The following is a 14307-nucleotide window of genomic DNA, read 5'->3' as shown; positions in this document are numbered from 1 at the left end:
TGCGCCTTCCGGGCGCAAGCAGGGAATAGTCCCTTATAGGGACAGAGCAAGCCACCCGCTAAGCGGGTGGTCTTGACTATTCACCTAAAAACCCAAGATCAATTTCCCCATCAAACACCGTAGTTGCCGGACCGGTCATGTAGACGAGGTTTTCGTCTCTTTCCCAGGAGATGTTTAAGTTTCCTCCCAGGAGCTGTACAGTAACCGGTTTGCTGCCGTCAACTTTGTCGTTGAGGATGGAAGCTACCGTAACCGCGCAGGCGCCGGTGCCGCAGGCGAGAGTCTCTCCGGAGCCGCGCTCCCAGACACGCATCTTAACGGTGTGGCGGTCGATCACCTGAACAAACTCGGTGTTGACCCTGTCAGGGAAGCATACGTGATTCTCAAAGGACGGGCCGATTTTTTCCAGGTCAAGGCTGTCCACATCATCTACGTAGATGATGGCATGAGGATTGCCCATGGAAACTGCAGTCATATGATACTCTTTTCCGTCAACGGTAATGGGAGCGTTGATCACCTGCTCGGTTTCGGCAACCACCGGGATCTCTTTTGCAGTGAGGATCGGGGAGCCCATGTTGACTTTTACCATGGAAGCTTTGCCGTCGCGGATGGTGAGGTCTACATATTTAATACCGCTTCTTGTGGCAATGCTTAAAGATGTTTTGTCCACAATGCCGTGGTCGTAGACATATTTGGCAACGCAGCGGATACCATTTCCGCACATGGCGCCCTGGGAACCATCCAGGTTGTACATATCCATCTCGCAGTCCGCGATCTCAGACGGGCGGATCAGGATCAGGCCGTCGGAACCGATGCCAAAGTGGCGGTCGCTGACAAATTTCGCCACTGCGGCAGGATCTTTGACAGTCTCCTCAAAACAGTTTACATATACATAATCGTTTCCAATGCCGTGCATTTTCGTGAATTTCATAATAATAACCTCCTTATTCCTGAATATTATACTTGCTTTTTCCGGAGGAACACAAGCCCCTGCCGGAAAAATATACCAGTTTCTTCCTCAGGTATTATAGTATACTGGATAATTGTTATCGAAAAGTGAATTTTCCCGCAGATTGACAGAAAAAATACCGGGATTTATAATATTTTTATAAAGCTTATGAGAAGGAGGAAAGTACATGAGAAGAAAAAATATCTGGCTGAAAAAGGTTCTGGCAGTTTCCGTATGCGCGGCAATGGCGTTTCAGCCTGCTGTAACATTTGCGGAAGATTTTCCGGAAGAAAGTGTTCAGGAAGCCACCGGGGAAGTGGATGAAGAAACCGAGATCGGAGATGCAGCGGTAAAAGAACCGGAAGTTACGGAGGAACCGGCAGAGGAAATGCCGGAGGAACCAGCAGAAAATACCGAAATTCCGGACGCTGTGGAGGAACTTCCGGAAAACGAAGATTCACAGGTGGAGGATCTGGAGCCTGATGCAGCTGCAGAAAGTGATATGGACGATGAGGATGATCTTTTTTCCGACGGAGAAACTCCGGATGGAGAAGAAAAACAGGGTACCTGTGGAAAAGGTGTAAACTGGACATTGAAAGATGGAATCCTCACGATTTCCGGAAATGGGGAGATGGATGATTTTTATGTTGTTGCGGATTTTTTTACCGGTGAAATAACAGAAGAAAATTTGCCTGGCTGGAATGATTATAAAGATGAGATAACAGAAGTTTATGTAGAAGATGGTGTTACCTATATTGGAACGGAAGCGTTTATGAATTGTCCCAATCTGAAAAAAGCAGTGGTGGGAAATACGGTAAAAACAATTGAGAGAGATGCTTTTTCCGATGATCCATTGTTAACGGATCTTGCTCTTGGAAATTCACTGGAAAAAATTGGAGAAGAAGTATTCTGGGGAGCCGGACTGACAAAACTGGTATTGCCTGCAAGTATAAAAGAGCTGGATGGTTCAAGCCTGTCAGGGCTGAGGAGTTTGCAGTCTTTCGAAATGGAAGAAAATAGTATTTATAGCGTCAGAGATGGAATTCTTTATAAGGACAATGGAAAAACGTTACTTTCTTTTCCGGGAGGCCGTGTGGGAGAATACAGAATTCCGGAAGATGTGACCAGTATTGCAGAGAAAGCGTTTGCTTATACAAGCCTTACAAAAGTAACCATTCCAGGTACAGTGAAGAAAATGGGAGCATATCTGTTTCTCTGTGCAGAAAAGATAACGACTCTGATTTTTGAAAAGGGAATAAAAGAAATTCCGGATGGATGCTGTTACAGAGACTCTGTGCTGGAAAAAGTTGTAATTCCGGAAGGAGTTACGAGTATTGGAAATGGTGCTTTTGTGAGATGTCCGGCTTTGAAAGAGATTATGCTTCCATCTACTGTTGCGAAAATAGATGACAGTTTTGACAGCACTACAAAAATTAAATCCGCAGGTGGTGGTTTTTATACAATTGAGGATGGAACTTACATCAGCAGTGTAAAAGTAAACGTGCGTGCAAAGGAATGTTATGCAAAAGCTTTCGAAGTATTGAACCTGGTAAATAAGGAAAGAAAAAAATGTGGTCTGAAGGCACTGACCATGGATAAAAGTCTTCTTGAAACCGCAATGATGCGGGGATTTGAGAATGTACTATACTATTCGCATACAAGACCCTGTGGAAAAGACTGTTATACTGCCAATTCAAAAATGTACGGAGAAAACATCGCAGCCGGTACGACTACTGCATCTGCTGTAATGAATATGTGGATGAATTCCGAAGGCCATAAGGCAAACATTCTGGGAGAAGATTACCAGAGTATCGGAATCGGATGTGTATGCTACAATGGTTACTATTACTGGGTACAGTGCTTCAGCTATGACGGAGCAGATAAGGCAACATCATCTTCCTATAAAGATAAAACAAACGACCGCAAAATCGTCGTAAGCAAAGACAAAGAATACTACAGAGCTTCTCTGAACGTTTCCGCAACTTCCCTTAAAAAAGGCCAGACAGCAACCGCAACTGTTCTGTGGGATGGTATGCCGATGAAAAATACGGGAGTTGTGATGAAATCTTCCAATACATCCGTATGCACCGTGAAGGGGGGAAAGATCACAGCTGTAGGTGCAGGAACTGCAACCATCAAGATGTATTTTGCAGGATATGAAAACGGAGCTTCCACCAGAAAAATCACAGTAACTGATCCATCGGTTGCCAGATTGACGTTTAATCCAAACGGTGGCACAGTAACCACAAAAACCAAGAATGTCAAAGTAAAGGCAAAAGCAGGAACACTGCCGTCTCCGTCAAGAAAAGGCTATACCTTCACAGGCTGGTACACAGCAAAAAGCGGAGGCACAAAAGTAACAGCCGAAACAAAAATATCCAAAAGCCAGACCCTGTATGCACACTGGACAAAGACAACGGTTTCAAAGGCCGTGATCAGCAAGCTGACAAACACAGCCGGACAGAAACTGAATGTATCCGTAAATACAATCAAAGGCGTTCGTGGTTATCAGTTCATATATGCAGAAAAGAGTGATTTCAGCGGATATAAAAAAGTAAATTCCGCGAAAACGTCCGTAACACTTTCCAATCTGAAGAAAAATAAAACCTATTATGTAAAAGTCCGTGGATTCAAAAAAGATTCCGCAGGAAATTACGTATATGGAACATACAGTACTGTGAAAAAAATCACGGTAAGAAAATAGGAAAATCATGGTTATGAAGTTTCTGTGCTTGCATTTTATGAAAAACATGGTATCATAAAACAAGGCAATATGCATAATTATGTATAATTATTCCTGTACATTACGAATAGGGCTGACGGAAACCGGAGAGACATAACGTAAAGTACACAGAAACAGGAGGAAAAAAGAAATGAAAAGAAAACTTATGGCACTTGCACTGGCGGCAGCTATGACAGTATCCATGACATCCGCTGTTTTTGCAGCAGATGAGATCAAGAGCGCAGATGATCTGGAAGGAAAGAAGATCGGTGTTCAGCTTGGAACCACCGGTGATACCATTGCTACAGATATCAAGGACGCAACTGTAGAGAGATATAATAAAGGTAACGATGCAGTAATGGCTCTGAAGCAGGGCAAGATTGACTGTGTGGTGATTGACAGTGAGCCGGCCAAGAAATTTGTTGAGAAAAATGACGATCTTCAGCTTATCGACAATGTATTTGATAAAGAGGAGTATGCGATCTGTATTTCCAAGGACAACACAGATCTTACCAAAGAATTCAATGATGCGCTGAAAGAGCTTGAGGATGAGGGAACTCTGGATTCCATCAGAGATAACTACATCGGTGATGATGCAGGTAAAACTCCGTATGAGACTCCGAAGGATGCAGATCATTCCAAGGGAACTCTGACAATGGCTACCAATGCAACATTCCAGCCATATGAATATTATGACGGAGATAATATTGTAGGTATCGATGTTGATATCGCAAAGGCAATCTGCGACAAGCTTGGATACGACCTGAAAGTTGAGGATATGGAGTTTGATGCCATCGTAAATGCGGTAAAATCCGGAAAAGCTGACTTTGGTGCTGCAGGAATGACTGTAACAGAGGATCGTAAGAAGAGTATTGATTTCACAGATCCATATACAACTGCAGAGCAGGTTATCATTGTACAGAAATAAGTCTTTCTGATGAAAAATTATAAGAACTGAATTCAGGTTCCGGATATCCGGGAGTATACTTCCGGAATTCGGAACCTGTAGTTTGGGAAAGGGTGGAAATTTTGAGTCTTATTGAACAGTTTCAGTTTAATTTTCTGGACGACAGCCGCTGGCAGTTCATTGTATCCGGTCTGAAAAATACCATCATTATTACATTCTTTGCGGTATTGCTTGGTATTTTTCTTGGCTTTGTTATTGCCATTGTTCGTTCCACACATGATAAGACAGGCAAACTTAAGATCCTCAATGTGATCTGCAGAGTTTACCTGACTGTGATCCGTGGGACACCAACCATGGTACAGCTGCTGATCGTATACTATGTTATTTTTGCAACCGTAGATCCGGGAAAGATCGTAGTTGCGATCATTGCTTTTGGTATGAACTCTGCCGCATACGTGGCTGAGATTGTCCGTTCCGGTATCATGTCTATTGACCAGGGACAGTTTGAGGCTGGCCGAAGCCTGGGCCTTAATTACACACAGACCATGACGAAGATCATTCTTCCTCAGGCTGTCAAAAACATTCTTCCGGCTCTTGGAAACGAGTTGATTGTACTTTTGAAAGAGACATCTATCAGTGGTTATATTGGACTTATGGATCTGACCCGTGGCGGTGATATTATCCGAAGCCAGACCTACAGTGCGCTGTTCCCACTGCTTGCAGTAGCTGCAATCTATCTTATAATTGTTTGTTTCCTCACCTATCTGGTAGGAAGACTTGAGAGGAGGCTGAGAACCAATGAGCGTAAGTAATGAAGTACTTCTGGATGTGCAGGGCCTTCAGAAAGCCTATGGCAGCAATCAGGTCCTCAACGGAATTACCACACAGATCCGCCGTGGCGAAGTGGTGGCCATTATCGGACCATCCGGCTGTGGCAAATCTACATTCCTCCGTTCCCTGAACCTTCTTGAGGAACCAACCGGAGGAAAAATTCTCTTTGAGGGAACCGACATTACAGATCCGAAGGTGGATATCAACCGTCACCGTCAGAAGATCGGAATGGTATTCCAGCAGTTTAACCTGTTTCCGCATAAGACTGTAAAAGAGAACATCATGCTTGCACCGGTAACCCTGAAGCTGATGAGTAAAGAAGAAGCAGAGAAAACCGCTCTGGAGCTTCTCAAACGTGTCGGTCTTCCGGACAAAGCGGATTCCTATCCGGATATGCTTTCCGGTGGCCAGAAGCAGCGTATTGCCATTGCGAGATCTCTTGCCATGAATCCGGATGTGATGCTGTTTGATGAGCCCACATCCGCACTTGACCCGGAGATGGTCGGAGAGGTTCTGGAACTGATGCAGGAGCTTGCAAAATCCGGCATGACTATGGTTGTGGTAACCCATGAGATGGGATTTGCCCGCGAGGTGGCAACCAGAGTTCTTTTCATTGATGAGGGAAAGATACAGGAGGAGAATTCCCCGAAAGAATTTTTTGCAAATCCGAAGAATAAACGACTTCAGGAATTCCTTTCAAAAACATTATAAATCTGAATTATACTGAACTGATATTTTCCATATTCTGTACAAAAATGCAGGAGGAAAATATCAGTTTTTTTGTGGTATGACAGCTTCTGAAATGGAAAGTGTGTTATAATAATCAGAGAAAAAAGGGTTTTACAGCAAAAAACTAAGGGGGAAAAAACTATGACTATTTACACAGGAAAAGATTATCAGGATGTAAGCAGAAAAGCAGCCAATATCATGTCTGCACAGATTATTATGAAACCGGATGCGGTTCTCGGACTTGCTACCGGTTCCACACCGGTGGGCATGTATGCACAGCTGGTGGAGTGGTACAAAAAAGGAGATCTGGATTTTTCAAAAGTGACAAGTGTGAATCTGGATGAATATAAGGGACTTTCCGGTGACAATGACCAGAGTTACCGTTATTTTATGAATCAGAATCTCTTTGACCATGTAAATATTGACAAGGAGAGAACCTTTGTGCCTGACGGGCTGGAAGAGGACAGTGATAAGGCGTGTGCACAGTATAATGAAATCATCCGGAAAACCGGCGGTGTGGACATGCAGCTTCTTGGTATTGGCGGAAACGGTCACATCGGATTTAATGAACCGGGAGCGGCTTTTGAGAAAGAAACCCATTGTGTGGATCTGACGGAAAGTACAATCAAAGCCAACGCAAGATTTTTTGAAAGCATGGATGAGGTTCCGAAACAGGCCTACACTATGGGAATCAAGAACATTATGGCAGCAAAAAAAATCCTCCTTATGGCAACGGGAACTTCCAAGGCAGAAGCCCTGTACAATTCCCTGTACGGACCGATCACACCGAATGTTCCGGCATCTATTCTGCAGCTTCATCCGGATCTCACGGTTGTGGCAGATGAGGATGCACTGAGCCTGATCCGTGAAAAAGGACTTTTATAGAGGAAGCGCAGAGAGGGGCAAAAAAGTTATGATTATCCGAAATGGAAATGTTTTTCAGGAAGATGGCAGCTTCCGGAAAATGGATCTTTATGTGAAAGACGGGAAACTTGTATCCGGTGAGGCGGAAGTTTCTGATAAAGAAGAAATTGACGCTTCCGGACTGAAAATCTTGCCGGGACTTGTGGACATTCACAGCCATGGTGCGGTCGGACATGATTTTTCAGACGCAGATGCGGCCGGCCTGAAAAAAATTCTCCAGTATGAAAAAGTTCACGGAGTTACTTCCTACTGTCCTACATCTATGACACTTCCCATGGATGCGCTGATCCGGATTTTTGCGTCCGCAACAGAAGTGGAGCAGGATGAGAGTTGTGCCAGAATTGTGGGTCTGAATATGGAGGGACCGTTCCTAGATCCTGCAAAAAAGGGCGCACATGTGGAGGAATACATCCGCAAACCGGACATTGAATTTTTCCGGGAATGCCAGAACGCTTCCGGTGGAAGGATAAAGGTTGTGACTGTGGCTCCGAATATGGAAGGAGCAGAGGAGTTTATTGAAACGTTTAAAGATGATGTGGTGATTTCCATAGGCCATACAGGTGCGGATTATGATTGCGCCGCAAAAGCCATGGAAAAGGGTGCTCATCATGTAACCCATCTGTACAATGCCATGAATCCGCTGGGACACCGTGCGCCTGGAGTGATCGCAGCAGCGGCAGATGATCCGCTGTGTATGGTGGAGATGATCGGAGATGGAATTCATATTCATCCGGCAGTAGTAAGAAATACATTCCGGATGTTCGGGGAAGAACGGATTGTACTGATCAGCGATTCCATGATGGCGGCAGGAATGGAAAACGGTGTTTATGAGCTGGGCGGCCAGAAGGTGATTATGAATAACCGGAAGGCGGTTCTTGAGGATGGCACCATTGCCGGTTCCGCAACCAATCTCTATGAATGTATGCAGTGCGTGATCGCAATGGGTGTGCCGGAGCGTACGGCGATTTTTGCGGCCACCAGAAATCCTGCAAAGAGCATTGGCATCTATGGAGAGGTGGGCTCTCTTGTGCCTGGAAAACGGGCGGATATGGTACTTGCAGATGAGAAGCTGAATATTGTGAGGGTGATCTGATCGAATCAGATAAAGAAGGACAGAGAATAAGGCTCCGGTTCCCGGGAAAGCAGAATGAGAATATTCGCTTTATCCCGGGAACCGGAGCCTTGTTTTTGTTTTTTGGGGCTGGTAGCTGAGTTTATTCTTCAGCAGCGCCCTGTGCGGCTTTCATTTCGTTGTAACAGTATTTGATGATGGATTTTCTGGTTATGATTCCGATAAAGGCTCCCTGGTCATCCACAACTGGCACGAAGTTCTGATTGATGGCGCGGTCCAGGAGATCTTCCATATTGGAATCTGCGTGGACCGGTTTATAGGTGGCACGGCGTGGAATTGCCATGATGGGAACGCCCTCTGTTTCCTTGATATCGTGAATGTCTGCCCGGCGCATGCCCCAGAGAAGGTCGCCCTCTGAGATGGTGCCGAGATATTTGCCGTCCATGGTGAGAATGGGAATACAGGAGTACTTGCGGTGCTCCATTTTTTCAAGGGTCTGGCGAAGGGTCTCATCTTCGAAGATGTAGGCGACTTCGCTTTTGGGAATCAGAAAAAACAGAATGTTCACGTTATTACCTCATTTCCGCAAAAATTATAAATAAATCTGCAAGATGTTTTAGAGAAGCTGAAGTCCGTGTGCCTCTGCAGCATCTGTGATTTCTTTTGGCCAGAGAGATACATGTACTTCTCCGATGTGTGCTTTACGCAGGAAGAACATACAGATTCTGGACTGTCCGATACCGCCACCGATGGTGTACGGAAGTTCTTTGTTCAGGATGGCTTTCTGGAAAGGAAGCTCTCTTCTGTCATCGCAGCCTGCCTCGGTAAGCTGGCGGTCAAGTGCGTCCTCGTCAACACGGATTCCCATGGAGGAAAGTTCAAGTGCAATGTCAAGTACCGGATAGTACACAAGGATATCGCCGTTCAGTTCCCAGTCATCGTAGTCCGGGGCACGTCCGTCGTGGCGCTCTCCGTTTGTGAGGGTTTTTCCGACTTTCATAAGGAATACGGCACCTTTTTCACGGACGATCTTGTATTCACGTTCCTTCGGTGTGCAGTCCGGATACATGTCAAGAAGCTCCTGTGTTGTGATGAAGAAGATGTCTTTCGGAAGGATTTCTTCGATGTAGTCGTACTGTACAGCCATGTATTTCTCAGTTTTACGAAGGACACTGTAGATGGTGCGTACGGTCTCCTTGAGAGTCTCCATGGAGCGCTCTTCCTTGGAGATGATTTTTTCCCAGTCCCACTGGTCTACGTAAACAGAGTGGATATTGTCCAGATCTTCATCGCGGCGGATCGCTACCATATCTGTGTAGAGGCCTTCACCGTGAGAAAAACCGTATTTTTTCAGAGCGTAGCGTTTCCATTTCGCAAGGGAGTGTACGATCTCGGCGTTGCTGCCTTCGATAGCCTTGATATCAAAGCTTACCGGGCGCTCTACACCATTAAGGTTATCGTTAAGGCCGGATTCCGGTGCTACAAATGTTGGAGCGGATACTCGGAGAAGGTTGAGCTTCTGGGAGAGTGTCTGCTGGAAGAAATCTTTTACTGTTTTGATCGCAATCTGTGTGTCATGGAGGTTCAGGTCTGCATGATAGGTTGCGGGGATTGTGATTGTGTTCATTATCGCTTCCTCCTGATGATTTTTTGGCTTGTTGCTCTGTGGGGTATTATAGCAGAAAATGGCCAGGGTGGCAATATAAGGAGGTGTGAAGTCCGGGCCCTGGAGCGGGAAAAATACTGGGTATTGAGAGCATGATATGATATACTGAATGTAAATTGTGGAATGATCGCATTCAGGGACATGCAGCAGGACGAAATGGGAATGTCCGATTGATAAAAATAAATGTAAATGTCCGTTTTAACGGACAGAATGGAGGGAGTTTATGGCAGGTGAGAAGTGTCAGGTTTGTGGCGGCAGGGTTGTAAATGGCAGGTGTTCACTGTGCGGGATGCCTTACAGAAATGATGAAGTACTTTACCATCTTAATGAGCCCCGTGAGGTACATTACAGACATGCTTCCGCCAAAGTGCGGGATATGATGCGACAATATGGACAGACCGTTGATAAAACAGCACAGCGCAGCGGCCGGGTGAAGCAGAGTACGAATATGGGGCGGAATACGAATGCAGGCCGCAATATGAATACGGGACGGAATGCAGGAGTGAACCGGAATCCAGGCGGAAACCGAAATATAGGAAATACAGGAAATGCAGCTGCAACTGTGAAAAAGACCGCACCGGCAGGTAGTACCGTGTATAAAACAACGGCGAACAGAAATCGTACAGAAGTTTTAAATCAGGGGAAAAAGCAGCAGAACGAAGGCCGGAAAAGAAACAGTATAAGCTGGATCATATGGCTTATAGTGGCATTGGTCGCCCTGCTTCCCGAGATATGGGATTTCATCGCAGAATGGTTCCAAATGAATTTGTAAGAATATTTCCGCAGTGAGATCATGCAGTGCTAAAAGTCTGTATTTTTTTGTATACAGAAATATCCCTTTTCTTTTCCTCCCAGCTGTGGTATACTCATGCCTAGCACAATATATAGAGAAAAATCAAGATATAGGTAGAGATAGTACTATATATAGTATTTGGGAGAGATGAGCCATGTTATATGTAATTAAGAAAGACGGAACAAGAGAGGAGTTTAATCCTCAGAAAATCGTGGCTGCCGTGAACAAATCAGCAGAGCGTATTCTTTATACTTTTTCCGATGAGGAGAAGGATTTTATCTGCCGTTTTGCCCAGGAGCATGCGGATTCCCTTGGGAAAAATGAGATCGAGATCCAGGAGATGCACAACATCGTAGAGGGAGCGCTGGAGCGTGTAAATCCTGCAGTTGCCAAGAGCTACCGCGATTACCGGAATTACAAGCTGGATTTCATTCACATGATGGATGATGTTTACACCAAGAGCCAGGCTATCCGTTACATCGGTGATAAGAGCAATGCCAATACGGACAGTGCGCTTGTTGCAACCAAGAGAAGCTTGATCTTCAATGAGCTGAACAAAGAGCTTTACCGGAAGTTCTTTATGAACCGTAATGAACTTCAAGCATGTAAGGACGGTTACATTTACATTCATGATCAGTCTGCACGTCTGGATACTATGAACTGTTGTCTGTTTGATGTGGCAGCTGTTTTAAGCGGCGGTTTTGAGATGGGGAATGTCTGGTATAATGAGCCGAAGACCCTGGATACAGCCTTTGATGTGATGGGCGATATCATCCTCAGCACAGCAGCGCAGCAGTACGGTGGTTTTACCGTTCCTGAAGTTGATAAGATCCTGGCACCGTATGCGAAGAAGAGTTACGATAAATATATTTCCGAATTTCTGAAATACTCTGATGAGAGCTGGAGCGGCCGCGAGGAACGTGCGATCGAGTATGCCCTTGACAAAGTCCGCAGGGATTATGACCAGGGATGGCAGGGAATTGAATACAAGTTGAATACGGTTGGTTCTTCCAGAGGTGATTATCCGTTTGTTACAGTAACACTTGGTCTTGGAACCGAGCAGTTTGAGAAGATGTGTACGGTTTCTCTTCTTGAAGTGCATCAGGGAGGCCAGGGAAAAGCCGGACATAAAAAACCGGTACTGTTCCCGAAGATCGTATTCCTTTATGACAAAGAGATCCACGGCCCTGGAAAGTGCTGTGAGGATATTTTTGAGGCTGGTGTGGAGTGCTCCTCCAAGACCATGTATCCGGACTGGCTGTCCATGTCCGGCGCAGGCTATATCTCCAGCATGTACAAGAAATACAAAAAAGTCATCAGCCCGATGGGATGCCGTGCTTTCTTAAGCCCGTGGTATGAGCGTGGTGGCATGGAACCGGCAGATGAGAATGATACGCCTGTTTTTGTGGGCCGTTTTAACATCGGTGCGGTAAGCCTTCATCTTCCGATGATCCTTGCCAAGGCCAGAGCGGAGAGCAGAGATTTCTATGAAGTTCTGGATTTCTATCTGGAAATGATCCGTAATCTGCATATCCGTACGTATGAGTATCTGGGACAGATGCGTGCGTCTACCAACCCTCTTGCGTACTGTGAGGGTGGTTTCTACGGCGGACATCTGAAACCAAATGAAAAGATCGGCAAGATCCTGAAGCCGATGACTGCTTCCTTTGGTATCACAGCACTCAACGAGCTGCAGGAGCTTTACAATGGAAAATCCATTGCAGAGGATGGTGCTTTTGCCCTGGAAGTTCTGAAATATATCAATGACAAGGTAAATCAGTATAAGAAGGAAGACGGTTACCTTTACGCAATCTACGGAACGCCGGCAGAGAGTCTCTGTGGCCTGCAGGTAGAGCAGTTCCGTAAGATGTACGGAATTATTGAAGGGGTTTCTGACAGACCATATGTAAGCAACAGTTTCCACTGTCATGTAACAGAGGACGTAACCCCAATCGAGAAACAGGATCTGGAGGGACGTTTCTGGGAGCTTTGCAATGGTGGTAAGATCCAGTATGTACGTTATCCCATCGGCTACAATAAAGAAGCCATCCGTACACTGATCCGCAGAGCCATGGATCTGGGATATTATGAGGGCGTGAACCTTTCTCTTGCATACTGTGACGACTGTGGTCATGAGGAGCTGGAAATGGATGTGTGCCCGGTCTGCGGTTCCAGAAACCTGACGAAGATCGACCGTATGAACGGATATCTTTCCTACAGCCGTGTTCATGGGGACACCCGTCTGAATGAGGCGAAGATGGCGGAGATCGCTGAGCGAAAATCCATGTAAAATATAGGCCGGACAGATTGGCTGAGGTAGAGCTATTTACACAGATATGGCATTATGCTGTATCTGTGTTTTTTTGCGCCGATTTCCGGCATAAAAAATATCCCGCAGAACTGCCGGTAGATTCAGCAGTTTTCTGCGGGATATTGTTATGGGAAAGTGTATTATTTAATGATGGTTCCTGTCTTCTCACAGTATCCGTCTTTGGCGTGAGCCATATCGGTGATGATGGTACGGCGTCCGGTGCCTTTTTCAACGAAGGAAACACCTGCTTCAATCTTCGGAAGCATGGAGCCTGCCGCAAACTGATTGTCTGCGATGTATTTCTTCGCATCTTCTGTGGAGATGGTATCCAGATAAGATTCCTGATCGGTGTTGTGGTTAAGGCTTACCTTCTCAACACTTGTAAGAATCATCAGGGTATCTGCATTCAGTTCCTCTGCAAGAAGTCCTGCTGCACGGTCCTTTTCGATGATGGCGCTGGCACCGTTCAGCTGGGTACCCTGCTCAAGAACCGGGATTCCGCCACCGCCTGCTGCGATAACGATCTGCTCTGCCTGGGAAAGAACCTTCACGGTCTCGATCTCCACGATCTTCTGTGGCTTCGGTGCTGCAAGGATTCTTCTGTACTGTCCTTCCCCTACTTTTGTGACGAAGTTTCCTTTTTCTTCCTCGGCTTCTGCTTCTTCTGCATTCAGGACACGACCGATGATCTTCTCCGGTTCGGAAAATGCTTCATCATATGGATCAATGACAACCTGTGTGAGAATGGTGCTGACAGGTTTATAGATTCCTCTGGAAATAAGTTCCGCACGAATGGCGTTCTGAAGGTCATAGCCGATATAACCCTGGCTCATGGCAGAACATACGGACATTGGTGCAAATGTATAATCAGGATGTGCCTTGCCGAATTCATTCATTGCGGTGTGGATCATCCCTACCTGCGGACCGTTGCTGTGGGAGATTACCACGCGGGTTCCCTCTTCAACCAGGTCTGCGATTGCCTTGGCTGCAAGTCGGGCGGCTGTTTTCTGCTCAGGAAGTGTGGTACCAAGTGCTCGGTGGCCTAATGCAACTACTACGGTTTTTTCGCTCATAGGAAATACCTCATTTCTCTTTAAAATTGGTTACTGTTCAATAGTAACGAGTATTATATTTTATTATAAAAGACCTATGTTGGAAATGCAATAGAATTTTAGATGAATATGGTTTACAGATAGTTGTCAGGCCGTGAATTTTCAGACAAGGAAAAACCGCCTGATTCGGTCAGGCGGTTCATTTCCTACTATTTTTTGAGGGGGGAGATAGAGAGTGGTTTTTCATCTATCCAAGACCTATTATATAGAGGAAATATGTTTAAATTATGTCGGCAATCTAAAAGAAATCGAAAATTTATAAAGAAAGTTTAAACAAACTTTATAATTTTT

12 protein-coding genes are annotated in these 14307 nt (G+C 45.5%); 8 read left to right on the top strand and 4 right to left on the bottom strand.

Annotated elements, in window-relative coordinates; translation table 11 throughout:
* Nucleotides 1–76 precede the first annotated feature (76 nt).
* Entirely contained in the window at nucleotides 77–931 is an 855-nt protein-coding gene (gene dapF, locus GPK88_RS04155) for a diaminopimelate epimerase (protein WP_148448496.1), read from the bottom strand.
* Between the two features lie 205 nt (nucleotides 932–1136).
* Between dapF and GPK88_RS04150 the strand changes: the two genes are divergently transcribed.
* The 6 genes from GPK88_RS04150 to nagA all read left to right on the top strand — a co-directional run bounded on the left by GPK88_RS04150 (nucleotide 1137) and on the right by nagA (nucleotide 8155).
* The gene (locus GPK88_RS04150; protein ID WP_173771784.1) at nucleotides 1137–3653 is read left to right on the top strand and encodes a leucine-rich repeat protein; all 2517 of its coding nucleotides are present in this window, start codon (nucleotides 1137–1139) and stop codon (nucleotides 3651–3653) included.
* 169 nt (nucleotides 3654–3822) lie between these two features.
* Complete coding sequence (locus GPK88_RS04145) at nucleotides 3823–4599, top strand: transporter substrate-binding domain-containing protein (RefSeq protein ID WP_148448499.1); 777 nt, start codon at nucleotides 3823–3825, stop codon at nucleotides 4597–4599.
* A gap of 101 nt (nucleotides 4600–4700) precedes the next feature.
* Nucleotides 4701–5390, top strand: a complete 690-nt coding sequence (locus GPK88_RS04140) for an amino acid ABC transporter permease (protein WP_180215131.1) — start codon at nucleotides 4701–4703, stop codon at nucleotides 5388–5390.
* A complete protein-coding gene (locus tag GPK88_RS04135; protein WP_148448501.1) occupies nucleotides 5377–6120 on the top strand; it encodes an amino acid ABC transporter ATP-binding protein in 744 nt (247 codons plus the stop codon). The genes GPK88_RS04140 and GPK88_RS04135 overlap by 14 nt, the downstream gene beginning before the upstream one ends.
* Nucleotides 6121–6279: 159 nt before the next feature.
* Nucleotides 6280–7023, top strand: a complete 744-nt coding sequence (gene nagB / locus GPK88_RS04130; RefSeq protein WP_148448503.1) for a glucosamine-6-phosphate deaminase — start codon at nucleotides 6280–6282, stop codon at nucleotides 7021–7023.
* 28 nt (nucleotides 7024–7051) lie between these two features.
* Nucleotides 7052–8155 (top strand): N-acetylglucosamine-6-phosphate deacetylase, encoded by a 1104-nt coding sequence (gene nagA / locus GPK88_RS04125; protein WP_173771786.1) that lies wholly within the window; start codon nucleotides 7052–7054, stop codon nucleotides 8153–8155.
* 121 nt (nucleotides 8156–8276) lie between these two features.
* On the opposite strand, the gene GPK88_RS04120 is transcribed toward nagA, so the two are convergent.
* Together GPK88_RS04120 and asnA are read right to left on the bottom strand one after the other, a co-directional pair.
* Nucleotides 8277–8702, bottom strand: a complete 426-nt coding sequence (locus tag GPK88_RS04120) for a CBS domain-containing protein (protein ID WP_021977908.1) — start codon at nucleotides 8700–8702, stop codon at nucleotides 8277–8279.
* 48 nt (nucleotides 8703–8750) lie between these two features.
* On the bottom strand, nucleotides 8751–9761 hold the full coding sequence (gene asnA / locus GPK88_RS04115; RefSeq protein ID WP_148448506.1) for an aspartate--ammonia ligase: 1011 nt from the start codon (nucleotides 9759–9761) through the stop codon (nucleotides 8751–8753).
* Between the two features lie 262 nt (nucleotides 9762–10023).
* Between asnA and GPK88_RS04110 the strand changes: the two genes are divergently transcribed.
* Both GPK88_RS04110 and nrdD read left to right on the top strand, forming a co-directional pair.
* Nucleotides 10024–10572: a hypothetical protein gene (locus GPK88_RS04110; RefSeq protein ID WP_173762422.1), complete on the top strand. Its 549-nt coding sequence runs from the start codon at nucleotides 10024–10026 to the stop codon at nucleotides 10570–10572.
* A 175-nt stretch (nucleotides 10573–10747) separates the two neighbouring features.
* Complete coding sequence (gene nrdD / locus GPK88_RS04105; RefSeq protein ID WP_021977905.1) at nucleotides 10748–12883, top strand: anaerobic ribonucleoside-triphosphate reductase; 2136 nt, start codon at nucleotides 10748–10750, stop codon at nucleotides 12881–12883.
* A gap of 161 nt (nucleotides 12884–13044) precedes the next feature.
* Here the strand turns inward: nrdD and GPK88_RS04100 are convergent, their stop codons facing one another.
* A complete protein-coding gene (locus GPK88_RS04100; protein ID WP_173762423.1) occupies nucleotides 13045–13977 on the bottom strand; it encodes a carbamate kinase in 933 nt (310 codons plus the stop codon).
* Between the last annotated feature and the right edge of the window lie 330 nt (nucleotides 13978–14307).

The organism is Blautia sp. MCC269 (assembly GCF_018785655.1).
Taxonomy (GTDB): Bacteria; Bacillota; Clostridia; order Lachnospirales; family Lachnospiraceae; genus Blautia_A.
Note: the sequence above shows the minus strand (reverse complement) of the source record. Positions and strands in the feature narration are given on the sequence as shown.

Excerpts from the sequence above, each read along its gene's own strand:
- dapF (WP_148448496.1), bottom strand. The coding sequence starts at position 931 with ATGAAATTCACGAAAATGCACGGCATTGGAAACGATTATGTATATGTA.
- GPK88_RS04150 (WP_173771784.1), top strand. The coding sequence starts at position 1,137 with ATGAGAAGAAAAAATATCTGGCTGAAAAAGGTTCTGGCAGTTTCCGTA.
- GPK88_RS04145 (WP_148448499.1), top strand. The coding sequence starts at position 3,823 with ATGAAAAGAAAACTTATGGCACTTGCACTGGCGGCAGCTATGACAGTA.
- GPK88_RS04135 (WP_148448501.1), top strand. The coding sequence starts at position 5,377 with ATGAGCGTAAGTAATGAAGTACTTCTGGATGTGCAGGGCCTTCAGAAA.
- nagB (WP_148448503.1), top strand. The coding sequence starts at position 6,280 with ATGACTATTTACACAGGAAAAGATTATCAGGATGTAAGCAGAAAAGCA.
- nagA (WP_173771786.1), top strand. The coding sequence starts at position 7,052 with ATGATTATCCGAAATGGAAATGTTTTTCAGGAAGATGGCAGCTTCCGG.
- asnA (WP_148448506.1), bottom strand. The coding sequence starts at position 9,761 with ATGAACACAATCACAATCCCCGCAACCTATCATGCAGACCTGAACCTC.
- GPK88_RS04110 (WP_173762422.1), top strand. The coding sequence starts at position 10,024 with ATGGCAGGTGAGAAGTGTCAGGTTTGTGGCGGCAGGGTTGTAAATGGC.
- nrdD (WP_021977905.1), top strand. The coding sequence starts at position 10,748 with ATGTTATATGTAATTAAGAAAGACGGAACAAGAGAGGAGTTTAATCCT.
- GPK88_RS04100 (WP_173762423.1), bottom strand. The coding sequence starts at position 13,977 with ATGAGCGAAAAAACCGTAGTAGTTGCATTAGGCCACCGAGCACTTGGT.